This is a genomic window from Sivoneniella epilithica UHCC 1019 (assembly GCF_040830845.1).
In the GTDB taxonomy this organism is placed as follows: domain Bacteria; phylum Cyanobacteriota; class Cyanobacteriia; order Leptolyngbyales; family Leptolyngbyaceae; genus ULC077BIN1.
Genome location: NZ_JBFPDP010000018.1, coordinates 1 through 25,743 on the forward strand (window position 1 = coordinate 1; position 25,743 = coordinate 25,743).

Here is a 25,743-nt window from a genome sequence, read left to right on the forward strand (position 1 = left end):
CATGATTGGTTCAGAGGTAGCTGCCGCTCTATTCTCTCCCATCTATCCACCAAAATAAAGTTGACAGCCTACTAGTAGTCTGCTACTTTGAGTTGAAACTGGCAACGGATGAATAGGGTAGGACACAAAGATCTTTGAGAAATATGGAATAACGGACGGTTGTTGTGTCGATAAAGTCTTGTAATATGGCTCGCAAGATAGTCTGATCGAAATTTATATCGGTGTTTCAATGAACTCATTTACTCTAGAGAGAGTTGCAAGAGCAACTAAAAAATTTGTCAGAAAAGCGATCGGCTGTTCGTGTCTTGAGGATTACTCAGTTGAAAAACGACGAATGATGTGGTCGATGGTAAAGCCTCTAGAAAAGAGACATATTCACAACTGTAAATTGTTAGAAGACCGACTCAAAATGCTTGAGTACATGCCCAAAAATGCGGTATGTGCCGAAATCGGTATCTTGCGATGTGAGTTTTCAGAGTCAATTCTTGAGATCACTCAACCCTCTAAACTTCATTTAATTGATATTGACCCAAACGCTATTAATATTGCTAAAGAAAAGTTCAAAGACAAAATTGCGAGTGGTCAAGTTGAAGTACACCTTGGAGACTCAGCAGCAACTCTAATGGCAATGTCTGACAATTACTTTGATTGGACTTATGTGGATGGAGATCATAGCTATTTAGGAGCTAAAAGGGATCTGGAGGCATCACGATTGAAATTGAAGACTGATGGGCTAATAGCTGTGAATGATTATGTATATTTCTCGGTATCCGATTTCAAGAAATATGGAGTCCTTGAAGCTGTCAATGACTTTTGCATTAATCATAGTTTTGAGATGCTGTTTCTCGCTTTTCAGGGCAGATCCTACAATGATGTGGTTCTTCGGAAAATTACGTCAGAGATCGCAATCTAGCTTGATTTAGAACTTGCCTCTAGATCATCCCTATCGTTGTAATGAGACGCGATCGCAAATGTGGCGATCTGATCAATTTTTGCTGAGGCACTTTCATTTGTTCTCGTTTTCTCATTCAGGAAAGCTGCGATCGCACCGTATTCATTGTTGCTAGCCACTGGCTTAGTTCTGTTTCACTAACGCGACGATGACGGGCGGCGGTACGGAGCAGGGCTTGCAGGGGGGCGGTAGGTTGCCCGGTTTGCTGTAACCAAGCAGCTATCAAGTCATCAATAGACAGGGGAATTGTTCCTAAACCCAAGGCTTTTTGAATCTCTAATTGTTCCGCTTTACCCAGGGTTTCCAAAACAAATTCGCTGCCGCCTGCTTTGTGCAACACGCCAGCAAGGGCTTGAATGTATGCCTCGCTATTATTTAGGGTTGGAGTTTCTATTCGTTCTGGCAAACCCAATCGGCGATTTTGACCCCAAATGAGTAGGAGTAGGAGCGCGATCGCCTGAATTGCCAGCAAAGAGAGGGGAGTTCTCATCAAGTAGCTGAATAAATTGGCTTCACTCGCTGGGTTATTCTGCTCCTCTGAATCTTTGTAACCGTGTAGGTATTCATCCACCCAAACGGGATAGCCCGGTTCGGTAACGATCTTGGCGAGAAGCTCGTAGTTAGCGCGAAAATCTTGGTAGGCGTTGGCGGCAAGATGCGTAGTGATGACGGAAATCAGGCGACCTTTACCCAGGGTTTTCTGCCAAACAACAGTGCCAAAGGAATCTTGCAGAATGGCGGCGCTGTCGGATGATGGGCGGTAGCGGCGGCTAGTGGCAATTCGCACAATCCCCCCAGGGCTAGCCATGTCTGAGGTGAACGGTGCTTGGGTGACGGAGGCATCGACGATCGCCCCCACCAACACCAGCACATTGCCCTGTTTCACCCATGCTTCACTCGCGGCGGATAGCTCCAGATCTTTGCCAATCCGCAGGAAGGTGATGGGGGTTTTAGGAAGCAAAATTTTACGGTTCGGTGTTGGGTCAGCTTCATCGGTTTTGCTATTGGGTTGAAATAAAGCATCTGTGGGCTGTTGCCATCGTTTCACATCTTTACCTTGCTGTTGCATGGAGGCATACCAAGCACCGTAGCCATCGGGAGCGCGACTATAGGTGGAGGCACTCTGGCGATCGCTGCCCATAGGCGCAAGCAGCAGCGTCAATAAAATCATTGCTCCAAGGGCGATCGCCAAGATGACAATTTGGCGGCGAGAAAGTCGCATCATGGCGTTTCTGTCTCCCGATAGGCTTGCTCACAGTCGATAAACTGGGCTTCAGAAATGTCTACCTCACCAAAGCACGAGCGCTCATGGGTGCGAAACAGCACATGATAAGGGCGCGGATTCGGCTGAGTTTGCAAAAACCGCAGGTATTCTCCATCGGTGCGGCTGCGATCGCCAGGTAGGATTTTGCGATCGTCTAACTGCTGTAACACTGCCATATAAAGCGCTTGACAGGCGGCTCGATAGTTACCCTGTTGAGCATAGGTGCGCGATCGCACGATCCATCGCGCTTCAGGCACCGATTCTGCGGAAACTGGCTTGGCAACACTTTTTGAGCGCTCTCGACCGGGGAATAAAGTAGTGAATAAATAGGGACTCAATAAGCGATAGAGCCGCCAGCCGAACCACACTATTAGGGCGATCGCGATCGCCCAAAACACCAGCCGAAAAACCCAATCTGGCACCGACCAATTGGGCAACTTGCCAGATGGAGCTTGAGCAGAATTCAACAGCCGTTCAAACCACTCACCAAACTGCTGCTGGAGGAGGTGAACTTGCCAACCCAAGCTATTTTTTTCAAAAGTACCAGACATAGGCAAGCTGAAAACGAAGGTCTAGACGAAAGCGAAAGCACGAAACTTACGGATCTCCTGCCTGCAAGATTTGTTCTGCGGTCAGTTGCAGCGATGCAAAGGCAGGGGATTCAATCCGTTGATTTCCTCGAAATTCAGTTCTCTGATACTGTCCATGACTAAGAAGGTGCAACACAAATACCTCTCTAGCTGGGTCAATTAGCCAATACTCAAGGATGCCTCTAGAGGCATATTCTTGAGACTTTTCAATGTAATCTCGATTGTAGTTATCGCTGCCAAGATTGCCGGGTGAAACCACTTCAACAGTCAACTGTGGGGCAGGCATCTCTAAGCTAATCAGCGATCGCTGATCCCGCTTCATTGCAGCGCGAGTTTCTTCGGTCAGCACCATTAAATCGGGGTATCTGGAAGTCACCAAGCGGCTTGGAACTGCGATTTCCGTCCCTCGGCGAATTAGATAATGAGGAACGACCTGAGCCAGCATGAAAAACAAAAAACCAGCGATTTGAATATTTTTGTCGTTCTCTGCGCCCATTTCAACAATTTCCCCATTGACCAATTCATAGTTGCCCTCTGGCAATTCAGATGGATTTGCCGCTGCGTATTCCACAAAATTCTTGAATCGTGTTTTTGTTTGTACCATTGCGATCGCCCTTCTTACGTGCCTTTGCGAGTTGGCTCAGAGTTGCGCTTTTATATCGAGTATTCGGGATTGTTCTCATCTTGACACACTACCGCAAACCCGCAAGCAGGCGTTGGGCTTCGGAATTGGTGGGTTGCAGTTGCAGTGCTCGTTGCAGAGAGGCGATCGCTTCTGGTCGTCTGCCCAAGGCATTCAAGGTTTTGCTTTGCAAGATTAAGGCAACCGTAAGATTGGGATTCAGTTGCAGCGATCGGCTAAAGGCAGCCAAGGCTTCGGTGTGCTGACCCAGTTCATGCTGGGCGCGACCTTTGCCCATCCAAGCATCGGCAAAACTGGGATTGATCAACAAGGCGCGATCGTAAGAGGCGATCGCCTGTGGATAATCCCGCAAATCTTTGTTGAGTAAATTACCGCGCATATGCCACAACACATAGTCATCGGGCTTGAGTTCCGTTGCCTTGTCAAACGAGCCAAGCGCCGCTAGATATTGATGCGCTGCCCCTAACAACACCCCGCGATCGCGCCACACGCCATACAAATCAGGCTTTAGCTGAATGGTGCGCTCATAGGACTCCAGTGCCTCCGTTGCCCGATTCATCGCAAACAACACATTGCCCCGCTCATACCAGGCAGCGTAAAAATCAGGCTGAAGTTGCACGGCTCGATCTAGCGCTGACAACGCGGCTGGCAACTGTCCGGTGCGATAAAGCTGATTGCCGCGATTAGTCCACTCGATCGCGCTGCCGCTGTTGTCAAACGGGGTTGGTATCGTAAACGGACGAATGGTTTGCTGCTGGTCGGCAGTGACGCGGCTGGGTGGCGATCGATCAATTCGCAAGCCTAAATTTAGCCCCGATTGAGGCAACAAGCGCAAAAACGTGGTCATTGGAATGCCCGAACTAAAGCCCCGCTTCACCCGTGCCGTGCCGCGTTGCCCATCGTCCACTGTTTCTCCTTCTGCCAGCCCATGAATGCCAATCACGCGCCCATCCGTATCCAACACGGCACTGCCACTCATGCCCACTTCGGTCAGGTTGCTATAGAACAAGTCATAGCCATCTTGGCGAATGCCTTGGGTTTGGGCAATGGAAAAAGTGCGATCGCTCAAAAACCCTGCCGAAAACCGCCACGATTCCCGTAGGGATTGTTTCACAAATCGCGCCGCCGTAAACCCTGCCGTAAACACCGTATTAAATTCGCTATCAGACGCATAGGTGGCTAAAGTTGCCGTGCGATAGGTGCGCCGACTGACGAAGGGCACGATCGCCAAATCTGCCCCTGCCAGCCGAATAATTCGCGAATAGTCAACCACATGGCGATCGCCCATCGGCGTCACAATTGTGTATTCATCCGGTATCCCCACCACATGGCGCGCTGTCAGCACATAATACGTCTCCCCCACGCGATCGATGATCACACCCGATCCCGGATTTACCCCATCAATCAGCACCGTCATTCCCTCCGCAATCTGCTGTACCTGATTGACAGAAAGCGCCTGTGCAGGCTGAAGTTGAACCAACGCGATCGCGCCTGTCAAAAAGATCGTTGAAAGTGAAGTAAATCGGTTCATAGTAGATAGGGAGTTTTGAGTTTTGAGTTTTGAGTTTTGGGTTTTAAGACACGAGGGTGTGTACCATCGCCGTAACGCACCATGAGAAAAATTCAGTTAACACACCTTTTGATTCACCCCCGAGATCGCCGGAGCAAGACAGAGAAACGTATCAATCGGCACTGCCCAGCTAGAACGCACAATCAGCGATCGCTCTGGGGTCGCAGGCTTAGAGCCATCCACAAACACATAGGGATCGCCCCACAGCGGATAGGCGTGCAAACTGTTAATTCCAACCACTTCACCTTTCGCATTCAACACCGGACCGCCGCTCATCCCCTGGAAAATCAGATTGGTATAGCCCAGTTGATAGCCGCCCAAAAACGGCTGCTTGGGAATCAGAGAAACCTTGCCTATGGATTGCAACAAGCTATTTTGCTTAGAAAACTCATCTAGCGGATATCCGGCTGCCATCACTAGATCGTTGCGAACCAGCAACTCTGACCGCCCAAGAGTAGCGATCGCATACGGATTGCCGCTATGAAATTGCAGGAGTGCCAAATCATTTTCCTGAAAATCTATTTTTTTTAGCAAACTTGCCGGATGCGATCGCTGATCCGGTGTTTGAATCACATAGGGTGTACCCGGAGTAACCACATGTCGATTTGTCAGCACCGTATAAAGCTGTCCCTGCCGTCGGATCAAAATTCCCGATCCCCCGTTTCGTCCTGCTTTTACCTTCACCGTAATGGCGCGGCTGATCGCCTCCAGTGCCTTAGCATCCTGATCGGGTTCTAACCGACTAGGAGCAATAGAACCAGGCAACAGCCGAACGTCTACACCGGGACTGATAAAAGGTGAGAGGAAAACTTCCTGTCGCAAGACAAACACAAGGGCAAGAACAGTCTCAATCACAGGAGTTCACCTAATCTACCAAGCGATCTATAAAGAGGAGTGAGTCAGGTGTGAAACGCGATCGTTTACCGAATCAGATATCCACAGAAACAAGCCAATTAACAAATTTACAAATCATCCAGGGGTCTATCCCCTCAAGGTTTGAAGCAGGTTTCCGCACTGGTATCACACCACTAGTGCGGAAGGGCACGGGCAACTCAAAACAGTCTAACGGGCTGGAACTGTTGCCCCGTGCTTCCTTTTCATTAGCGCAATGCCTGTGTGTAAGGTTTCATGTCAATGTATTCACGAGACCCACTCTCAAACAGAGGCCCCGAAGCACCGACTCGTACATCAAACAGTTGTTGAATCGTGCGGGGGACATTTTGACCCGGTTTCAGTGTGAACAATACGCCACGGCAAGGTCCACCCATTTCGCTAGCAACGCAAACTACAGGTTGATTATTGACAATGCCAGTGGTGACAAAGTTTAAAATTCCCTGGTTGTAAAAGCGGTTAAACCGTTGCGAAACTTCTTGACAACGAACCGTAGGGTTATACCCAGAGTGGTTAAAGTGGTGAGAAACCCAACGAATTAAGGAAATATTTCCGGTGGGAGTATTCACAAAAGTTGTTGGCGCTCCTTGGGAACTTTGTCCACAGAAAAAGTAGTCTCTTTGAGAAACCTGGAGCGCTGGCAGTGAAGAACCACCACAAGGGGAACCTCCTATTGGCACAGGACCGCAGAGTGCATTCGGACCACCCGGAGGAAAACCAGGAACACCCGGAAAAGTAGTAGTGGTGGTCGTAGTGGTAGGAGATAAGGGAACAACAGTTGTCCCAGATGAGGTGGAAGGAGTGGTGACGGTAACCCTGGGTCTTTTTTTGGCAAAACTGGGTTGGCTGAGGGTCAGCGCCATGCTAAACGCGATCGCCCCAACACCCAACAGCTTTAGATATGAAGTTGACTTCATGGTGATTCTCCGCAAGTTAAATGTGTCATCAAAACATGGTTCGAGGGGTAGCCAAGTAGGAAGATAAGTAATCACACCATTGCGCGGCGTGTTCTATCTCATCTCCGACTAGGTAACCCTCGTTCCATTTATCTGAAAACCAAAACTATTTCCGGATAACTCACCCAGGAAAAATTAAATTTCCACAACTCAAAACTCTAGAAAAGCCGGAAATGCGCTTGATCCGGAGAAAAATCCGCCAGCAAAAATTGCTGCGTTATGTAAAGAGGCGAGAGGCGAGAGGCGAGAGGCGAGAGGCAAGGGGTGAGAGGCGAGAGGTAAGAAAGGAGTACTCAAAACTCAAAACTCAAAACTATTAACCTTTCACTACCCATTGCTTTTGTAGCGTTTTTTTATCGGTGTCCTGTGACAATATAAGCAACGCGCTTACCAATATTTGTGGCGTGATCTGCCATGCGTTCTAAATGCCGGATCGTTAGGACTAACAAGACAATCGGTTCTACAACGCCTTGAACATTTTTCTGTTGTGCCAAGGAGTGATAGAGGGTTTCATAGTCTAAATCCACTGCATCGTCGCGCACTTTTACGGCTAACCCTGATTCGGCATCGAGGTCGGATAAAGCGGCTAGACTAAGCGCCAACATTGCCCGACAGCGATCGCACATGTGCTTCACCTGCTCCATATCCTTTGGAACTGGATAGGGGAACAGTAAAATTGAAATTTCGCCTAAATCTTCTGCATAGTCACCAATTCGCTCAAGGTCGCGAACCAACTGCATCATGGCACTCAGCAAGCGTAGATCTTGAGCAACAGGGGATTGCAGAGCAATCAGCGTCACACAATCTTGCTCAATCTGCCGATAGAGTTGATCAATTTGCTCATCTTGGAGCGAAATTTGGTTAGGAGCTTCTAAACACCGCTCAAATAGAGCCTGTCGTGCAAGCCAAAACGAGTTTTCAACTAGCGCTCCCATCCGTAAAACATCCCGCTGAATGCGCTTAAGCTGCCGCTCAAACTGGACACGGGTTGAGCTTGAAGTATTCAATAGCTTGTTTACCTCATGCACTTCAAAGGTCTTTACTGTAGCCTTTTAAGCTGGTTTTTGTAACTGCTGTGAGATTGTTATATAGTCACCTTGTCACTATATAAATCTTCTGCATCTGTAACCATATCGTAGATTACATTCGGGTTTATCTCTCTGCTCAAAGCGTTTTAGGGCAATTTTTTAACGAAAAAACATCCCCCCATATGATTTATATGTCATGGTTCTTTGACACGCTACTCTTTGCCTTGCCGCAAGGATAGATGCATTGAAGTTAGACTATTGCGCTACTGTATCTAGCAGCGGTTTTAGAATTTCAGTTATTGTTTGGATTCTTGTTATGTCTCAGATTGGTAGCTCTAAGGGATGGTTCACTCAATTACAAAAGCACTATCCTATGGGTGCTTTAGTGACTGAGCTAGTGCAAATTCATCAAGAGCGATTTATTGTTAAGGCGATCGTGCAAATGGGCGGGGTGACGATCGCAACGAGTATGGCAGAGTCAGCTAACCTTGAAACGGCAGAAGGCCAAGCGAGACTCAGAGTTTTGGAGTTTTTGGGCATTTCAGCGATCGCTCAACCGTCTAATAGTGCTAGCCCTGTAATCGCACCGGAGCCTTTGATGCCGCCTAGCGATCGCTTCCCAGAAATCGCCTTGCCAGAAATTTCATTACCAGAAACTCTCGCCACTTCAATTAGGCAACCCACAGAAAATAGCGTGTCGATCAATCCATTATCTAGCCTAGACTTGGAGACCATTGCTCCCTCTGCTCCCTTATCCCTGCCAACGGTGCCCCTGCCTGAAATATCAGCAGATTTATCGATGCCGTTTCCAACAGCGTTGTTTTCGCCGGAGGTAATACCTGTTGAACCGGAACCCGCTGAACCGAAGGGGATACCTGCTGAAGAAGATAGCCCTGAGGAGACTGTGAATAATTTTGAGGAGACTGTGAATAATTTTGCAGAGGTCAATAATTTTGAAGAAGAGTATTTGCCCAGTGTGGAAGATTATGGGGCAGGGGATGAAGACGAACCCGAAGATACATTCCCCCAAGATTCATTCTCCCAAGATTCATTTGTTGAAACTGAGGCGATCGCGACGATCTCTCCTACTGAATTAGTACCAGAGCAGCCCGAAGCTAATTTCTCGGCTCCGCTCAACTTAGATAAACCCAAAAAAGGGATCGCGACTGAAAACCCAGTCGCTAATAATCCTGTTGCGACGATTGAGCCAGATGATCTTTCGACTCTAATTGCCCACACCGACGTGGAAATGGATCGGATTGGTTGGACAAAGCAAGAGGGTCGCGATTATTTGAAAAAAACCTATAAAAAATCAACCCGCCAACGCCTAGACGTGGACGAGTTGATGGACTTTTTGAATTATTTAAGAGCCTTGCCCTCAGTTAATGGCATTTAAGGCAGTTTACGGGCGATCGCTTAGTTGTTGACAACTGCGATCGGGTGGACAGCAGACGGGCGACGATCAATCACCTGATCGATCAAGCCATATTCTTTTGCCTCCTCCGCAGACATAAAGAAGTCGCGCTCGGTATCATCCTGAATTCGCTCCAAAGATTGCCCAGTATGATCTGCCAGCAATTCGTTTAAGCGCTGCTTGTGATACAAAATTTCCTTCGCTTGAATTTCAATATCAGTTGCTTGCCCCTGAGCGCCGCCTAAAGGCTGGTGGATCATAATCCGAGAATTGGGTAAGCTCATGCGTTTGCCCTTTTCACCCGCACTGAGTAAAAATGCGCCCATACTAGCAGCTAGCCCCATACAAACGGTGGAAACGGCTGGACGAATTTGTTTGATAGTGTCATAAATACCCATGCCAGCAGTGACTGAGCCACCTGGAGAATTAATGTATAGATAAATATCTTTTTCTGAATCCTCCGCTTCCAAAAACAGCAGTTGGGCAACAATCAGGTTTGCCAAGTCGGAATCTACCTGCTGCCCCAAAAACACAATCCGCTCTCTTAGAAGGCGAGAGTAGATGTCAAAAGCGCGTTCACCGCGACCAGACTGTTCAATAACGGTAGGAATCATAGCGCCTGCGTGTAGTGAGTTTCTCCTATTCTACCGATTTGCTGAAAGACTAGGAGGAGAGTTTTGAGTTTTGAGTTTTGAGTTTTGAGTTTTGAGTTTCGAGTTTCGAGTTTTGAGTTTTGCCTCATAACCTTCGCCCTTCGCCCTTCGTCATTCGCCACTCGCCATTCCCTAGCAGGATGCGGCATAGTGAACGAGTTGCCCTAGGCGATGACGAAGGGTTTCTAAGCCGAGCCGTTCGCTAGCGGAAATAAAGAGTGCTTGAGGGTGTTCTTCTTTCGCCAGCATTAGGGTATCGCCGTCGATCTGGTCGATTTTGTTGAAGGCTAGCAGGCTAGGACCGGGGGCGATCGCCATGTCCGACAAAATGGTCATCACTGAGCGAATTTGGCTTTGCCATGCGGGATGAGATAAATCCACCAGATGGATTAAGGCTGTGGCTTCTGTGACTTCTTCTAAGGTGGCGCGAAAGGCATCGACCAACGAGGGCGGCAACTCGTGAATAAAACCCACGGTATCGGTGAGCAAAACCGACAGTGGCTCTTGTGTGATCGCATCAGGAACGACCGTCCGGCGAGTGGTCGGATCAAGGGTAGCGAAGAGTTGGTCAGCCGTGTAAATCTCAGCGTTAGTCAACACGTTTAGCAGGGTTGATTTGCCGGCGTTGGTATAGCCGACAACGGCGATCGAGGGCACTTCTTCATGCTGCCGACGTTGGCGCATTCGGGCACGGTGGGCTTGCAGTTGGGTAACTTCCCGCTGCAACCGAGTGATACGCTGTTGAATCGATCGCCGTTCTGTTTCGAGTTTGGTTTCACCCGGTCCTCGTGTGCCAATCCCGCCGCCTAAGCGTGACATTGCCTGTCCGCGCCCGGTTAATCGGGGGAGGCGATATTCCAATTGTGCCAGTTCAACCTGGAGTTTTCCGGCTCCTGATTGGGCGCGCTGGGCGAAAATATCTAAAATGACTTCAGTGCGATCGACCACTCGTAGCCCAATTTGAGTTTCCAAGTTTCGCACTTGGGCAGGCGATAAATCGCGATCGAAGACCACCAGATTTGCCCCTACAGTTTGCACCGATCTCGCAATTTCTTGCACCTTTCCCTCGCCTACAACGGTTCGCGGATGGGGACGGGGGCGTTTTTGCGTCAGGGTGTGCAAGACTTCTCCACCGGCGGTTTCAATCAGGCGTTCTAATTCTTTTAAGCCATCTTGAAATTGCTGAGCGTGGGTCTTTTCGGTCTGTAGCCCCACAATCAAGACGCGATCGTGATCTGAGTCAACCTGTTGGGCAACAAATTCACGCCGAAATTCCTCTTCAAGTCCTTCTACTAAGTCGTCGAAGGCTTGGTCGGCAATCACTTCTAGGCTCAATGCAGGAGTCACCGTCCAATTGGCTTCTGGATGGGGCACTAAATGGGCAAGGTAGGCTGCCGAAACATAACCCGTTGCACCGCCCCCCCGTCGCTCAAATCCGCTTCCGGTCAAGCTCAAAACGACCAGAGCATCTAAACGCTGCATTGCCATCACGGTCAACGTGGTTTCGCTAGGCGGCTCATTTTTTAACTGCGTTGCGATGCAGCGAATTCCACATAGCCGCTCTGCACCGTACCGAGGGAGTTCTAACGGTGGAATGCGAGTCTGGCGTGGACTACCAACCCCTATCCGAATCACCTGTCCACGACGATTGATGTAGGCACAGACGGGCTGACCTAATTCAGTGCTAACGGCAGCAAGTCGCTGAGAAAATTCGGCAGTAGTAATGCGATCGCTGGGTAATCGCTGCTGATAAAGCTGCTGCAACTGTTTAAGCTGACTGGTTTTGATGCCCTGAAGATTGCCGTGAATTAAGTCGATAAACTGTCTAGCCAAATGCGTCTGGATCTTATTCTATCGATAGGAACCCAGCTAAAGCGATCATTGCGGGATGTGTTGATAATAATTTCTGTGGTTATTCATACAAAATTCAGACCAATGCCGATTCAAGGCATCTCTTTTCTCTATTTCAAACACGAAGAGCAGCCTGTAGAAGCTCTTCCCAGATTCATAAAATTTTGATCGTTTGAGAATATTTTTTAAATCTGGTAAGCAATTCTGCTTATCGATTCGTCATAAGTTGATGAATATGGTTAGAATCATTATATAAAAACCCTTTGTTTCAAGTTATAGACCTAAGAGTAATCTCTTAAAAGGGATTGGGGCTGACTATCTTTATCTGTCTTTATAGATACTTTGTTTAGCAGTAAGCTCAGCTATCCTATTTCTGGGTCGGTTTAGGCAGAGCCGTAACTTGCACCGATACCAAAGCAGAAATTGATTAAAGACTTTATGATATGCATTATCGTTTATAGTAAGTGTTCAATTCTTAAAAAAGCCTAAAGTTTTCGGAAGTTGGATGTGGTGATTGGAGGGCAACCGTGTTTATAAGACTTGCAGAACAACATCGTCAATTCGTCCAAGATTTGGTTATGAATCTTCAGGCTTTGGCGATCGTGCTAGAGCGAAAGGGGTATCTAGCTTCTTGCTATACCTGCGGCGGACAGATGAATAGCGCTTCATTTATGGTGAGTTTGGCAGACAGCCATCTAATTCGCTTTTTGGTTTCTGACTATGGGATAACCTGGACAGAAATGCGCGACGATCGCGAATTAATGAAGCTAGAAGGCGCAGAAGCAATCAGTCAGCTTCAAGATTTAGCTAATTTGGTGAAGTACCAGATTAAACCTTCTCAATCTCGTCTAGCACTATTAACTGAGACAGTAGGCTAGCGGGTCGATGCGAATTTTGATCATGGGCGGTACCCGCTTTGTGGGGGTTTATCTAACCCGCTTGCTCTGTAAGCAGCATGAGGTTGTTCTATTTAACCGAGGTAATCAACCTGCTCCAGTGGAAGGATTGCAGCAAATTCATGGCGATCGCACGGATGCTGCTCAACTGAAACACCTGCTTCAAGATCAAGAATTTGATGCCATTTTTGATAACAATGGGCGCGAACTAACCGATACTCAGCCATTAGCAGAACTCTTCAAAGATGGGGTTAAGCATTTTGTCTACCTGAGTTCTGCGGGGGTCTATCTTAAGTCTGATCAAATGCCCCATGGAGAAGGCGATGCGGTTGATCCCCACAGTCGGCACAAGGGCAAACACGATACTGAAGTTTATCTGGCAGAACAGGGGTTACCCTTTACCTCTATTCGCCCTACTTATATCTACGGTTCGCAAAACTATAACGATCTAGAAGCCTGGTTTTTTGATCGGATTGTTCGCAATCGCCCGATCCCAATCCCTGGTCATGGAATGCACATCACCCAATTAGGGCATGTGAAAGATCTGGCTCAAGCCATGGCAAATGTGTTGGATAATCGCCAAGCCGTTGGGCAAACTTACAATATTTCCGGCGATCGCTTTACTACTTTTGATGGGCTAGCGCGGTCATGTGCGATCGCTGCCGGAAAATCACCCACCGATCTTCAGATTATTCATTACGATCCCAAAAAATTTGATTTCGGGAAACACAAAACATTTCCTCTGCGAACTCAACATTTCTTTACATCTATCCAAAAAGCAACTCGCGACCTGCATTGGACTCCTGAGTTTGACCTCATTTCTGGGCTGCAAGATTCTTTTCAACAGGACTATCTTCCATCCGGACGCGCCCAAGCCACGGTAAACTTTTCAATCGATGACGAAATTTTGCAGGCTGTTGCTCTCTAAATATTTCCTCACCTGCCCCTTTAACGCCGAGGTTTTTGTGCTTCTCCAATTTCTTGGACTCATTTTAGTCACGAGTATCCTACTCATTGGGCTGTATCTGCTGGCATTAGAAATTCAGTATCGCGATCGCCCTGGCAATAATTTGGTGGCAACCGTTGGACAGTGGCAGTTGCGGGAGCAAACACCCACCCACTATCAGCTTGTGGGCGAGATGGAATTGATTAATCGCACTGCCAAGCTTGAAATTATGGTGCCGCAAGTATCGGCAGAGGTGAAGTTATTATCAGGAGGAAGTTTGCAGGGTGTAACGACTCAAATACGCATTGTTTCGTGTCATCCTGACGAAAAGGCTCGCTCCGATGATTACTGGTTTGCTTACATCGTTAAGGTGGGTAAACGAACGACCATAGACGTACACATTGATATTCACGGGGCTGACCTGAGTCAACTGAAAACGGCGTGGGTGCAGGTGCATTACCTAACGTATGGTCCTCAAGGGCGAATTACTAAAACGCGCCATGTGGTGGTGCCATTTCAGTTTCCCGATCCGGCGGAATCTAAAAATTGGCGATCGACTCCAACGGCTGAAGTGTTGCCCATTCGGACTCATTTATTGACCGAACTAGATAGCCCGGTGGATGTGGTTCGGCGATATGTGAGTCCCAATGCTAAACCCGGCGATGTGGTGACGATTGGAGAAAGCCCGATCGCCATTATGCAAGGGCGATTCCGCGATCCGCAAGAGATCAAGCCGGGATGGGCTGCTAAACGGCTGTGTTACTTATTTTTACCCACTTCCAGCTTAGCGACCGCCTGTGGATTGCAAGCCCTGATTGATCAGTCGGGTACGGTGCGGGTATTGGCAGCGTTTTTGGTGGGCGCGATCGCCAAGGTTTTCGGCAAACCAGGCGTGTTTTATCAATTGGCGGGAGAGCAGGCGCGCCTGATTGATGACGTAACGGGCACGTTGCCACCCTATGATCAATTTATTGTCCTAGGACCAGAAAATCCCCAACAGGTGGTGGATCTGATTCAACAAGAAACAGGGTTGGCAGCGGCGATCGTGGATGTCAACGATTTGGGAGCCGTGAAAGTGCTTGCTGCAACTTTAGATGTAGCAATTCCAATGTTGCAGCAAGCATTAAGGAAAAACCCAGCAGGAAACGCCGACGAGCAAACTCCTGTTGTGTTGATTCGTCCTCTTTAATCAGAGCGGCATCTATCGGCATCCCCGCATAACAAATATCTGTCACAATGGCTAACTCATTAAATTCGTTAGAATGCTACTGTGATCCTCAGTTCCCTTTTGGCTGATTCAGCATTTAATCAATGACTCAATCACTTCCCCAACCTACCGAAGTCTTAATTCGCCCTGTTCAGTATGGTGATATGGAAACTGCTGATCGGCTGTGTGATGAAGTTGAAGGAGAAGAACTACAGTTTTCTATCAATCCAGATCAACCGCTGAAGCCGCTACGCTGGTATGCTCCTTGGCGGTTTCTCAGTTTTTTGGTCAACCGCTCCCATTTGTTTGGTGCCTATGTGTTTGGGCAAGACAACAAGCTGAGAGGAATTGTAAAAATTTCTCCGTTTAATCGGACGCGCACAACTTGGCGGGTAGATCGGGTTGCTGTTGTAGATGAAGCCGTGAGCTTGGACGATCGCCCGGTTGAGGATAGCGCGATCGCGGTTGATTCGCCCTCGTTGCCTCTAAGCGATATCGGTTCTCATTTATTGCGCTACTGCTTTGAAACGGTTTGGGAAGCGCGAACCTGGCTGCTGGAAGTCAACGTAAATGACAATCAACTGCTGGCGCTCTATCGACAAAACGGCTTTCAACCCCTGGCGCATATTACCTATTGGGAAATTGATTCAGCCTTATTACAAAGCCTTGCAGAACGAGAGCCAGATTTGCCTAATCTGTTGCCCGTAAGTAATGCAGATGCTCAGTTACTCTATCAACTGGACACGATGTTTATGCCGCCGTTGGTGCGGCAAGTGTTTGATCGTCACCTGTCTGATTTCAAAACTAGCCTGATTGATTCAGTGTTGAATGGCGTGAAAAACTGGATCAATCAGTTAGAGGTGGTGAGTGGCTATATTTTTGAATCGCAGCGGAAAGCCGCGATCGGCTATTTTCAAATTCAGCTTTGTCGAGATGGGTCGCGTCCTCATCAGGCGCAATTAACTGTCAACCCGTCTTACACTTGGCTGTATCCAGAGCTAATGTCTCAAATAGCGCGGATTACTCAAGAGTTGCCATACCAATCGCTTCAGCTTACTTCCTATGATTATCAACCTGAACGGGAAGAGTATTTGAAGCAACTAGGAGCCAATCGCATCGCCCATACGCTGATGATGTCGCGATCGGTCTGGCACAAAGTTCGAGAATCAAGACTCAGTGGTTTTGAAAATCTCCAGCTTCCAGAAGTGTTACAAGGGCTTCAGCCTTCCCGGAAACTGCCAATTCCTAGCCGAATTACCCTGCAATCAATGAGCCAATCTCTTCAACCTTCCGAAGCGCCTCCAAACGCTCGTTCCAAAGGGGCTGCTAAATCTGGTCAACCTAGAAACGCCATTCTGAATTTATCGTCTAAACCCGATTTTTCAGATACTCCTCCCCAAGACCCATGTTGTTAAGCGGTGCGAGTTGATGCCCATTTCAGCGTTAGGTTTGGATGTTGGCAAAAAACGGATTGGGGTGGCTGGCTGCGATGGCACTGGGCTAATTGCCTTCGGCATTGAAACGATTGAGCATCGTTCTTTTAACGCAACCCTAGAACAGTTGCAATATTTAGTCACCGATCGCCAGGTGAGTGTTTTAGTGGTAGGGCTGCCCTACGCGATGGACGGTAGCTTGGGATCTCAGGCTCTCCAAATACAGAAGTTTACCATAGCGATCGCGTCTAAGCTCAATTTGCCAGTGGAATATGTGGATGAACGGCTGACTTCTTTTGAGGCAAAAGAGATGCTGAAAGCGGAAGGAATTCCAGCCACCCGGCAAAAAGGATTGATCGATCGCAAAGCAGCGGCAATTATTCTGCAACAATGGCTAGATGAACGGCGATCGTCCAAGCATTCTGCTTCTGTTTGTAATGAGAATTGAGAATTCTTTTGAAAAATCTAAACAAAATGGATCAAGGTGAAACAGACTTTGGCAGAATGCTTTTTGGGCGCTATGCATGAGGAGGAGTTTTGCAATGGATGAAAATGAGACTGAAATGGATGCAGAAACAGTAGTTTTGACCGATGATGCGGGGCGAAAAATTGCCTGCACAGTTGAGCGATTTATTGAAGTCGAAGAACAGGATTATGCTTTGCTAGTTCCGGTGGATGCACCTGTCGAAATTTTTGCTTGGCAGGGTGAAACGGATGATGACGAAGAAGCCATTCCTGTGGAGAGTGATGAAGAAATTGATGTTCTGTTTCCAATTGCAAAAGCTGTTTTAGAGGAGCAAAATTTAACTTTAAAGAGGACAGCGGTTGTATTAACGGTCGAAGGAGATTTGCCTGATTTAGAAGACGAAGACGAATTTATCGAAATTACTTCCGAAACAGACGAAGAAGATGTTGAAGAACTGCAACTCTTAGCTCGGTTTTATCGAGATGAAAAGGAATTTGCGGTCTATGCTCCGCTTGATCCATTTTTCATCTTGGCGCGGATGGATGCAAACAATCAACCTCGCCTGCTTTTGCCGGAAGAACTGGAAAAGCTTCAGCCCCTTCTGGCTGATATCGAAGATCAGCTTTTTGATGATTTCGACGCAAATTAGGAAAATCGCGATCGCGGCAACTTTGATCCCAGCCCCGATCGCGTTTTCTATCTCAAGCTGCTGTAATGCAGAACCGATGGACTCTTTTTTATGGCTAAACGATTTCCCAAAGGTTTACTTTTCTTCGCGATCGCCCTAGCCTTGGTCGGAACCGCCACTTGGCAAACTTGGAACTGGTGGTTGACCACAACAGCCCCCATTGCATCCAGTTCTACCCAAGCGGAGGCTAAACCCATTAATCTACGGGTTTCTCCTGGCACATCTGCCCAAGAAATTGGACAAGATTTAGCTGCTTTGGGGCTAATCCGGTCAGCCACCGCTTGGAGCTTATGGACTCGGTGGACCTCTTTTCAAGATGCTCAAGGAGGGTTTCAAGCAGGCACTTATCAACTTTCCAAAGCTCAATCGTTGCCAGAAATTGCCAGCACAATTTGGACAGGAAAGGTGACGCAGCAGAGCTTCACAATCCCAGAAGGCTGGTCTATCCGAGAGATGGCTCAATACTTTGAGCAACAAGGTTTTTTCCCGGCTAAAGATTTCTTGGCGGCAGCAGATCAAGTTTCCCTGGCTCAATATCCTTGGTTGCCCGCCACTAGTCCTACATCAGAGTTTCCCCGATTAGAAGGCTACCTGTTTCCAGATACCTATCAAATCGCTTCGCCTGTTCAACCGGATGCGGTGATTAAACAAATGCTCGATCGCTTTGAACAAGTGGCATTGCCTATTTATCAGCAACAAAAAGAGAAAAATCTTACCTTGGCGCAATGGGTCAACTTGGCAAGCATTGTCGAGACAGAAGCGGTGGTGCCAGAGGAGCGCAATCGAATTGCAGGTGTATTTACCAATCGATTAAACAAAGGAATGCCGCTCGCCTCTGATCCGACGGTGGAGTATGCTTTTGGCATTAAGCAAACGCCGGATCGCCCCTTGCTATATCGCGAGGTGGAAACCCCACATCCTTATAATACTTATATCAATCCAGGCTTGCCCCCCGCCGCGATCGCTAGCCCCGGTAAAGCTAGCTTGGAGGCAACTCTCAACCCAGAAAACACCGATTATCTTTACTTTGTAGCACGATACGATGGCACCCATGTCTTCAGTCGCACCTTAGCCCAGCATCAATCTGCCCAAAATGCCATTCACGATCAGCGAGATGCTACAAAACCTTCTACTCAGTAAGCTCTAAAACAAGTTTTGTAATATGGGGCATGTTAATAAGGAGTTCTTAGAATAAATCGGGCAATCTAAGGATTAAACTTCTACTGAACGAATTTTTTAAAGTAAAAATTTATGTCTCGCAGCAACCTTTTACAGCCTAATCTAGTTCTTCCAGGCACCATTCTTCAAATTACGCCTGAATTGCTGAGTACCCATCAACTCAAGGGTTTGGTGCTAGATGTGGATGAAACCTTGGTGCCATTTCGGGCGGCTCAGGTTTCTGAAGAACTCTTACCTTGGGTGAAAGAGGTGCAGCAAGTGGCAACGCTGTGGCTGGTTAGCAATAACGTCAGTGAAGCTCGGATTCGCCGAATTGGTGAATCTCTAAACTTGCCCTATATTTCGAGCGCGGCTAAACCCTCTCGGCGTAAGGTGCGGAGAGCCGTTGAGTCAATGGGTTTGCCCCCAGAGCAAGTGGGCATGGTGGGCGATCGCCTGTTTACCGATGTTTTAGCCGGGAACCGCCTGGGTATGTTTACTATTCTTGTGGAACCTATGATTCATCCTGACTTTGACCCTCGAAAATCGTCTTTTCACGCTCTTGAAGTATGGATTTCTCAAGCATTGGGGGCATCACTCACCAGTGAATCGCTCTTTGAAAAAAACCAATAATTATATTGATTTTAGAAAATATAAAGAAAATATTAGAAAATCTTTTAATGTCAGAATTTGCTGGCATTCTTATAAAAGATTAAATGAGGTCAGCCAAATAAAGACCTTAAACATATATCCCTATGAATACTATATAAAGCGCTAGTCCCCATTTGATAGGGGGTTGGCGCTTTATATTATGGAAACTCTGTTTTTTCTGGCTGCGTCATGTCTCAAACTATTGTGGTTAAAATTGGCACTTCCAGCTTGACTCAGCCAGAAACAGGCAGTCTGGCACTATCCACTATTGCAACCTTGGTTGAGACCCTGAGTCGGTTGCGCCACCAGGGACATCGTGTTGTTTTAGTGTCTTCAGGTGCGGTAGGGGTAGGATGCGCCCGATTAGGATTAACAGAACGTCCCCGCAGTATTACTCTGAAACAGGCAGTTGCGGCTGTTGGGCAAGGTCGTTTAATCCGCGTCTACGATGATTTGTTCAGTGTGCTACAGCAGCCGATCGCCCAAGTATTGCTCACTCGTGGCGATTTGGTGCAACGTAGCAGCTACATCAATGTGGAGCAAACCTTTCAAGAACTGTTGCAGTTGGGCGTGATCCCCATTGTGAATGAAAACGACACGGTGGCAGTAGATGAGCTTAAATTTGGCGATAATGACACATTGTCGGCATTGGTGGCGAGTTTAGTGAAGGCAGATTGGCTATTTTTGTTAACCGATGTTGACCGCTTATATTCTGCTGATCCCCGCAGTAATCCTGACGCGATCCCGATTTCGGTGGTGCATCGCCTGAATGATTTGAAAGAATTACAGGTGCAGATCGGCGATCGCGGCTCTACTTGGGGAACGGGCGGCATGATGACTAAAATCTCGGCAGCCCACATTGCGACAGGGGCAGGGGTGCGAACGGTGATCACGGATGGGCGAACCACTCAAAATATTGAAAAGATTTTGCAAGGTGAAGCGATCGGCACCCAGTTTGAACCCCAGCCTCGCCCTGCCAATGCTCGTAAACGCTGGATTGCTCATGGATTGGTGCCAATGGGCAAGCTTTTTTTAGACGAAGGCGCAGTACAGGCAATTCGTTATGCAGGAAAGTCTTTGCTTGCTGCCGGAATTATTCGCGTGGAAGGTGAGTTTGAAAGCCAAGATGCGATCGCCCTGTGCGATCGTTCTGGCGAAGAATTTGCCCGTGGAATTGTAAATTATAGAACTGTAGAACTTGAAAAAATTCAAGGACATCAATCCGATGAAATCGAGCAAATTCTAGGCTACTCCTGCCCAGAAACCATCGTTCATCGAGATAATCTGGCATTAATGTACGAAGCTTAGCTGAAGTAAAAAAACGTTTTACGAATCACCCACTGCCATTCTTTGAGCAGAAGATTGTACTAACGCCTTCCGACGCGGGCTGGAATAATCATTGGCAGGAGTCGACGCATTGGGAGTTAGGCTTTCCAAATTTAGGCGATATCCAACGTTGCGAACCGTCTGAATTAAACTGGGCTGGCGTGGATCAGTTTCTACCTTTTTTCGCAATGATAATATGTGAGTGTCTACCGTGCGTGGATTGTCGATGGCATCTGGCCAAGCCCGACGCAACAACTCTGAACGACTCAGCGGCAGACCTTCCGCCTGCGCTAACACATATAAAAGGCTAAATTCTTGAGGGGTCAGATCGATTAATTCGTCTCTAAATCGAACACGACGATGAACCAGATCAATTTTCAAGTCGCCACAGTCTAATGAAATGGGCGGTGGCATTGCCACTCGACGACGGGTTAGAGCTTCAACCCGCGCTAAAAATTCTTGCATTCCAAAGGGCTTAGTCAAATAATCATCTGCGCCTGCCCGCAGTCCTTCCACAATATCGGCTTCAGTATTGCGGACAGACAGCATCAAAATTAGGGACTGTTGCTGTCTTAACCAACGACAAAACTCAACGCCATCTCCATCGGGTAATTCAGAATCTAAAATTACTAATCCTGGCTGACGATGCTGAAATACATCCATCCCTTGGCGAATATCAGCAGATTGGTAAACTGTTGAACCAGCCTGCTGTAAATGCCACCCCAGCAGCGATCGCAGGTGGGGATTTCCTTCAACAATCTGGATACAAAAAGCGACCACTCAGGCTTAGTTTCCTTCCGATTTGTGTCCTCAATGTAACAGAGACCCCGCTTCATATTTGTAATCAGCGTTACTCAAGAAGATGAGCCTTTCTATTGGTTGTACTCTTGAAAATCTTTCTAACGGCTTACTCAAAAAGCTACTAGAATTCACTTCATTAAAGTTAAGATAGAGTGATTAAACCAGATTTGGTCGTCACTTTTGTGAATCAGCCCAATCTTGTTTAGTGGAAAGACAGCAACCCACTGCTCTTAATCAAAGGCGCTTTTCACACCCCACTATGCTGCAAGACACTTTAACAATTCGGTACTACCAACGGTTAACTGATTCTCTAGTTGACCTCTGGAGTCGAGGCTATCGATTTGATGATTTGCGACTGTATATCGATGGTTACCTTGCCGCATTAAGGCACGCTAATAGTCTTGAGGCATACCTAATTCATCGGTTGGAAGAAGAAGTAACTCGCTATCTCTACGATATCTCTAACTTTGAAAAACCACAGCCAGAAGTTGAGCGCGGCTACTACTAAATAATACGAGAAAAGCCCTTTGTTAAATGCAACAGAAGGGCTTTTTCTATTATGTAACTGTTGTGTATGATGGCGATCGCGCTGATAAAGCGATCGTCAAGATGCCATTGCAACTTCCACTATCTGCTGTAACTCACCTTTCTGGTAAAGCTCAATCAAAATATCAGAGCCGCCCACAAACTCCCCATTGACATAAACTTGAGGAATTGTGGGCCAACTCGAAAACTCTTTAATGCCATCGCGAATTTCAGAGTCTGCCAAAACATCAACTGTTTCAAACGGAACGCCTAAAACATTAAGAATTTGCACAACATTATTGGAAAAACCACATTGGGGCATCAATTTATTCCCCTTCATGAAAACCATCACTTTGTTATCTTGGAGCAAGCTTTCAATCCGTGCTTTAGTTTCTGGAGTCATAAATTTGCTTTGGTAATGGGCTGTGGACTAAATTAAACGCTGAATATTTATAGGCTCTACTAAGCTAAACAGCTTGCTTAGAAGATTCCCATGCTTGAGGGGTATAGGTTTTAACCGCCATTGCATGAATTGCCCCAGTTAACATTTCAGTTTGAATCGCATGATAAACAAGCTGATGCTGTTGAACTAGCCGCTTTCCCTCAAAAACTGGAGAAACCACAATCACTTCGTAGTGTTCACCATCGCTTGTCAGAACTTGAACCTGAGCATCGGGTATCTCACCCTTAATCATGGCTTCAACCTGATCGGGGCTAACCATTGACCCTCCTTATCTTGTTGAGTGACTCAACTTAGTTTAACGATTTGAAACAGATCTATGTGTTTGCTTAAAGTTTTGCTTGAAATCTTGCAAAACTGAAAGCTAAAAAGAAAAACAACGAGTTGAAAGCAGTTTGATGCTTGATTGATTATTTGGCAGAAGTGGAAGAAGGTGCAGCGCTATCGGCGCGCGGTCGAGGAAAGGGAGAGTCTACAAAGCCAAGCTCAAAAAGCTGCTGATAAGCTTTTTTACCTAAATCGCGAGTGGGTTGTTGACTCCGAATGATTTGCACTAATAGCGGAACTGCTAGCTCAGACTGGTTTTGAGCGCGATGCACTAAGGCTAGTTGATAGGTTGAGTTATCTCGCATTTCAGCCGTCTCTAACGCTTTGCGGCGATGTCCATCTGCAATGCGATTGTCGATTCCAGAAAAACTACCTGCGAGTTCTTGATAGAAGTTGGAGAGTTGGTTAAAAACTTGACGGGCTTCCTGAAACTTTTTCAGTGCTAGAGGATAATTTTGGGAAGAAACAGCATTGTTGGCTTCCTGCATTAGCTTTGTGCCGCCTTGCAAGCTGAGAATTCCAGTTTCTTGGCTAGTAGGGCTGACAACGTTGGGAGCAGTTGGATCAATGGGTTTTGCCTGATTGGGACCCGTTGGCAATTCCTGCGCCGACAGTGTTTCGGACTTAAAGGCGCTGGAAGCGACCAGAATCGACAAGGATGCCAAACTCGTAATGTAAAGAAAACGACGCATTCCAGAGAATTTCATGGGGCAACGTTGCTAAAGGAAACGGGAGTTAGTTGAACTTATGTATATTACCACTGCAACTTGTCATGCGTCGAAGTACCTATCTCGATACTTTATATACTTTGAATTTTAGGTGAGGGATCTTTTGAGAAAGACTTGGAGTAGTCTGGAGATGCGATCGCCCTTTTCCTGCCAATCGCGCTAACGAGATTCAGCCTGTTAGCAATGTGTAGCCACTGTTTTGAGGTGCTTCTATGACTAACCCAACTCCCTTGCAACCTGATGCTTCTAGCCAATCCATGCCAGAGGCGAGCGTGGGTCAGGTGCTTCAGCGAGGCGGCGAAGAACTGCTGATTGAAAAGGTGAGCGATCGCTTTACGGTGAAAGCGGCGGATCAGGCAGTCATGATGGATTTTTTCAAGCCCCTGCCTGCTGAAGTGAGTACAGAGGAGTCACCGCAGCAGCTAACGGAAATTGTGGTAGAGCCAGGTCAGCGAGATCGGGTGATGCAGCAGGTGCGCCAGTCGGATCAGGTTGATTACGCCAGTCATATCTATCAATTTAAGGATGATCCAACGTCGCGAGTTTACATGACAGATCAAGTGACGGTGCAGTTTGCGCCCCAGGTTAACCCGGAAGCGATCGCCCAAATTGCGAGTGATATGGGGTTGGCGCAGGTGAAGCCAGTGATTGGCATTCCCAATACGTTTGTTTTTCAAGTCACGGCGGCGGCTCAAGAAAATCCTGTGAAAGTGACTAATCGCCTAATGCAGCGATCGGAGATTTTAGTTGCCGAACCGAACATTGTGGTTAAGTTACAGGCTCTCTATCGTCCCAAAGATCCGGTCTATCCTAAACAGTGGCACTTGAATCATAGTGGTGGCGCTGATTTGGCACCCAATTCTCACATTGTTGTAGAACAAGCTTGGGATGTCACGAGAGGGGCGCGATCGGTGGTGGTCGCCATCATGGATGATTCCGTTGATTTGAACCATCCCGACTTCCAAGGCGTGGGCAAAATCGTTGCACCACGGGACTTTAAGGATAATGACTTTTTGCCCATGCCCGGTGAACCCGACGACAATCATGGTACGGCGTGTGCTGGCGTTTCGGTTGCCGAAGAAAACGGTAAAGGGGCTGTGGGCGTTGCTCCGGGCTGTGCCCTGATGCCCCTCCGCACCAGTGGCTTTTTAGATGACGAGTCGGTTGAAGCTTTATTTGGTTGGGCAATGACTAAAGGCGCTTCCGTGATTTCTTGCAGTTGGGGTCCGTCAGCGGTGTATTTCCCATTATCGCTGCGGCAGCGGAACGCCCTATCTCGTGCCGCGAGTGAAGGACGAAATGGCAAGGGCTGTGTAATTGTGTTTGCGGCGGGCAATGCGAATCGCCCGATTAATGGCACGGTGAACGAGCAGGGATGGACGAACAACGCCTTAAAGGGCGCAACCAATTGGCTAACCGGATTTGCCGTGCATCCTGACGTGATTGCAGTGTCGGCTTCCACCAGTCTGAACCGCAAAGCGGCTTATAGCAACTGGGGAAAGGAAATCTCAGTCTGTGCCCCCAGCAATAATGCGCCCCCTGGGTTTGGGTTGCAAGGGGTCGGCTATGTGTATACGCCGCCCCCGGTGCGGGAAGAGCTACTGGGTTTAGGCGTGGTCACGACCGATCGCGTTGGGCAACCGGGCTACGACCCTACTGACTTTACCTCCGATTTTGGCGGCACCTCTAGCGCTTGTCCCGTGGTAGCGGGGGTAGCAGCGCTGGTGCTGTCTGCAAATCCCGATCTAACGGCGATGGAAGTGAGGCAAGTGTTACAGCAAACCGCTGATAAAATTGTTGACCCGAATCCAGACCCGCAGTTTGGCTTGCGGAAAGGCACCTATGAAATAGGTGGACGCTGTGACTGGTTTGGTTATGGCAAGGTAAATGCATTTAAGGCAACGCAAGCAGCCCTACAGCGAAAAGTTCCGGCGATCGCCCCTTCCCGCCAAATTCAGCGAACCAACCCCGCTAGCTCGGCAATTCCTGATAACAATCCCCAAGGCATCATTAGTTCAATTCAAGTGACGGAAACGGGTTCTGTTCGCACTATTCAAGTCAATTTAGAACTAGAACATAGCTTTTTAGGCGACCTGGAAATCAGCCTAATTGCCCCTTCTCAGCGAACTGCCCTATTACAAGCTCGAACATTAGGACGCAGAACGGTTTGGCAGGCAACCTATACGCCCCAATCCACTCCAGCCCTCGCTCGATTGGTGGGACAATCGGCACAGGGCAACTGGCAGCTTAAAGTGGTGGATGCTGCTTTGGGCGATATCGGCACCTTAAAAAACTGGCAATTAACGCTAGGGTTATAAC

At 47.7% G+C, this 25,743-nt stretch carries 26 protein-coding genes; 13 read left to right on the forward strand and 13 right to left on the reverse strand.

The features are described from left to right. Positions 1-229: 229 nt before the first annotated feature. Positions 230-913, forward strand: a complete 684-nt coding sequence (locus AB3R30_RS12735) for a class I SAM-dependent methyltransferase (protein ID WP_458649566.1) — start codon at positions 230-232, stop codon at positions 911-913. 115 nt (positions 914-1,028) lie between these two features. On the opposite strand, the gene AB3R30_RS12740 is transcribed toward AB3R30_RS12735, so the two are convergent. The 7 genes from AB3R30_RS12740 to phoU form a co-directional block, all read right to left on the reverse strand. Next, positions 1,029-2,177 (reverse strand): DUF4350 domain-containing protein, encoded by a 1,149-nt coding sequence (locus tag AB3R30_RS12740; protein ID WP_458649567.1) that lies wholly within the window; start codon positions 2,175-2,177, stop codon positions 1,029-1,031. Next, positions 2,174-2,767 carry a DUF4129 domain-containing protein gene (locus tag AB3R30_RS12745; RefSeq protein ID WP_458649568.1) on the reverse strand — a complete coding sequence of 198 codons (594 nt, stop codon included), beginning with the start codon at positions 2,765-2,767 and terminating at the stop codon, positions 2,174-2,176. The genes AB3R30_RS12740 and AB3R30_RS12745 overlap by 4 nt, the downstream gene beginning before the upstream one ends. 46 nt (positions 2,768-2,813) lie before the next feature. After that, positions 2,814-3,410, reverse strand: coding sequence for a Uma2 family endonuclease (locus AB3R30_RS12750; protein ID WP_458649569.1), 597 nt, complete (start codon positions 3,408-3,410; stop codon positions 2,814-2,816). Positions 3,411-3,498: 88 nt separating this feature from the next. After that, entirely contained in the window at positions 3,499-4,980 is a 1,482-nt protein-coding gene (locus AB3R30_RS12755) for a tetratricopeptide repeat protein (protein WP_458649570.1), read from the reverse strand. Between the two features lie 96 nt (positions 4,981-5,076). After that, complete coding sequence (locus tag AB3R30_RS12760) at positions 5,077-5,874, reverse strand: S1 family peptidase (protein WP_458649571.1); 798 nt, start codon at positions 5,872-5,874, stop codon at positions 5,077-5,079. 245 nt (positions 5,875-6,119) lie between these two features. Further along, entirely contained in the window at positions 6,120-6,827 is a 708-nt protein-coding gene (locus AB3R30_RS12765; RefSeq protein ID WP_458649572.1) for a COP23 domain-containing protein, read from the reverse strand. 392 nt (positions 6,828-7,219) lie between these two features. Next, positions 7,220-7,873 carry a phosphate signaling complex protein PhoU gene (gene phoU, locus AB3R30_RS12770; protein ID WP_458649573.1) on the reverse strand — a complete coding sequence of 218 codons (654 nt, stop codon included), beginning with the start codon at positions 7,871-7,873 and terminating at the stop codon, positions 7,220-7,222. Positions 7,874-8,210: 337 nt separating this feature from the next. On the opposite strand from phoU, the gene AB3R30_RS12775 reads away from it, so the two are divergent. Then, positions 8,211-9,290 carry a hypothetical protein gene (locus tag AB3R30_RS12775; RefSeq protein WP_458649574.1) on the forward strand — a complete coding sequence of 360 codons (1,080 nt, stop codon included), beginning with the start codon at positions 8,211-8,213 and terminating at the stop codon, positions 9,288-9,290. A 20-nt stretch (positions 9,291-9,310) separates the two neighbouring features. Here the strand turns inward: AB3R30_RS12775 and clpP are convergent, their stop codons facing one another. Next, positions 9,311-9,922, reverse strand: coding sequence for an ATP-dependent Clp endopeptidase proteolytic subunit ClpP (gene clpP, locus AB3R30_RS12780; RefSeq protein ID WP_458649575.1), 612 nt, complete (start codon positions 9,920-9,922; stop codon positions 9,311-9,313). 171 nt (positions 9,923-10,093) lie between these two features. Next, on the reverse strand, positions 10,094-11,794 hold the full coding sequence (gene hflX / locus AB3R30_RS12785) for a GTPase HflX (protein ID WP_458649576.1): 1,701 nt from the start codon (positions 11,792-11,794) through the stop codon (positions 10,094-10,096). A 545-nt stretch (positions 11,795-12,339) separates the two neighbouring features. Here hflX and AB3R30_RS12790 point away from each other — a divergent pair. From AB3R30_RS12790 to proB, 9 genes are all read left to right on the forward strand, one after another. Continuing rightward, positions 12,340-12,690 (forward strand): DUF1815 family protein, encoded by a 351-nt coding sequence (locus tag AB3R30_RS12790; RefSeq protein WP_458649577.1) that lies wholly within the window; start codon positions 12,340-12,342, stop codon positions 12,688-12,690. 7 nt (positions 12,691-12,697) lie between these two features. Then, positions 12,698-13,636 (forward strand): NAD-dependent epimerase/dehydratase family protein, encoded by a 939-nt coding sequence (locus tag AB3R30_RS12795; protein WP_458649578.1) that lies wholly within the window; start codon positions 12,698-12,700, stop codon positions 13,634-13,636. Positions 13,637-13,673: 37 nt separating this feature from the next. Continuing rightward, complete coding sequence (locus tag AB3R30_RS12800; protein WP_458649579.1) at positions 13,674-14,843, forward strand: F420-0:Gamma-glutamyl ligase; 1,170 nt, start codon at positions 13,674-13,676, stop codon at positions 14,841-14,843. A 122-nt stretch (positions 14,844-14,965) separates the two neighbouring features. Then, complete coding sequence (locus AB3R30_RS12805) at positions 14,966-16,276, forward strand: N-acetyltransferase (protein WP_458649580.1); 1,311 nt, start codon at positions 14,966-14,968, stop codon at positions 16,274-16,276. Between the two features lie 13 nt (positions 16,277-16,289). Next, a complete protein-coding gene (gene ruvX / locus AB3R30_RS12810; protein WP_458649581.1) occupies positions 16,290-16,742 on the forward strand; it encodes a Holliday junction resolvase RuvX in 453 nt (150 codons plus the stop codon). 94 nt (positions 16,743-16,836) lie between these two features. Further along, on the forward strand, positions 16,837-17,409 hold the full coding sequence (locus tag AB3R30_RS12815; RefSeq protein WP_458649582.1) for a DUF3727 domain-containing protein: 573 nt from the start codon (positions 16,837-16,839) through the stop codon (positions 17,407-17,409). Positions 17,410-17,499: 90 nt separating this feature from the next. Continuing rightward, positions 17,500-18,588 carry an endolytic transglycosylase MltG gene (gene mltG / locus AB3R30_RS12820; RefSeq protein ID WP_458649583.1) on the forward strand — a complete coding sequence of 363 codons (1,089 nt, stop codon included), beginning with the start codon at positions 17,500-17,502 and terminating at the stop codon, positions 18,586-18,588. A gap of 111 nt (positions 18,589-18,699) precedes the next feature. Then, positions 18,700-19,239, forward strand: coding sequence for a YqeG family HAD IIIA-type phosphatase (locus AB3R30_RS12825; RefSeq protein ID WP_458649584.1), 540 nt, complete (start codon positions 18,700-18,702; stop codon positions 19,237-19,239). Between the two features lie 207 nt (positions 19,240-19,446). Continuing rightward, positions 19,447-20,565 (forward strand): glutamate 5-kinase, encoded by a 1,119-nt coding sequence (gene proB / locus AB3R30_RS12830; protein WP_458649585.1) that lies wholly within the window; start codon positions 19,447-19,449, stop codon positions 20,563-20,565. A gap of 18 nt (positions 20,566-20,583) precedes the next feature. Here proB and AB3R30_RS12835 read toward each other — a convergent pair whose 3' ends face one another. Beyond that, on the reverse strand, positions 20,584-21,363 hold the full coding sequence (locus AB3R30_RS12835; RefSeq protein ID WP_458649586.1) for a response regulator transcription factor: 780 nt from the start codon (positions 21,361-21,363) through the stop codon (positions 20,584-20,586). Between the two features lie 280 nt (positions 21,364-21,643). Here AB3R30_RS12835 and AB3R30_RS12840 point away from each other — a divergent pair, with 280 nt between their 5' ends. Then, complete coding sequence (locus AB3R30_RS12840; protein WP_458649587.1) at positions 21,644-21,892, forward strand: DUF6761 family protein; 249 nt, start codon at positions 21,644-21,646, stop codon at positions 21,890-21,892. A gap of 96 nt (positions 21,893-21,988) precedes the next feature. Here the strand turns inward: AB3R30_RS12840 and grxD are convergent, their stop codons facing one another. The 3 genes from grxD to AB3R30_RS12855 all read right to left on the reverse strand — a co-directional run bounded on the left by grxD (position 21,989) and on the right by AB3R30_RS12855 (position 23,403). After that, positions 21,989-22,312: a Grx4 family monothiol glutaredoxin gene (grxD, locus tag AB3R30_RS12845; protein ID WP_458649588.1), complete on the reverse strand. Its 324-nt coding sequence runs from the start codon at positions 22,310-22,312 to the stop codon at positions 21,989-21,991. Positions 22,313-22,376: 64 nt separating this feature from the next. Next, entirely contained in the window at positions 22,377-22,631 is a 255-nt protein-coding gene (locus AB3R30_RS12850) for a BolA family protein (RefSeq protein ID WP_458649589.1), read from the reverse strand. 148 nt (positions 22,632-22,779) lie between these two features. Further along, positions 22,780-23,403 (reverse strand): hypothetical protein, encoded by a 624-nt coding sequence (locus tag AB3R30_RS12855; RefSeq protein ID WP_458649590.1) that lies wholly within the window; start codon positions 23,401-23,403, stop codon positions 22,780-22,782. A 233-nt stretch (positions 23,404-23,636) separates the two neighbouring features. On the opposite strand from AB3R30_RS12855, the gene AB3R30_RS12860 reads away from it, so the two are divergent. Continuing rightward, positions 23,637-25,742: a S8 family serine peptidase gene (locus tag AB3R30_RS12860; RefSeq protein ID WP_458649591.1), complete on the forward strand. Its 2,106-nt coding sequence runs from the start codon at positions 23,637-23,639 to the stop codon at positions 25,740-25,742. Position 25,743: the final 1 nt, after the last annotated feature.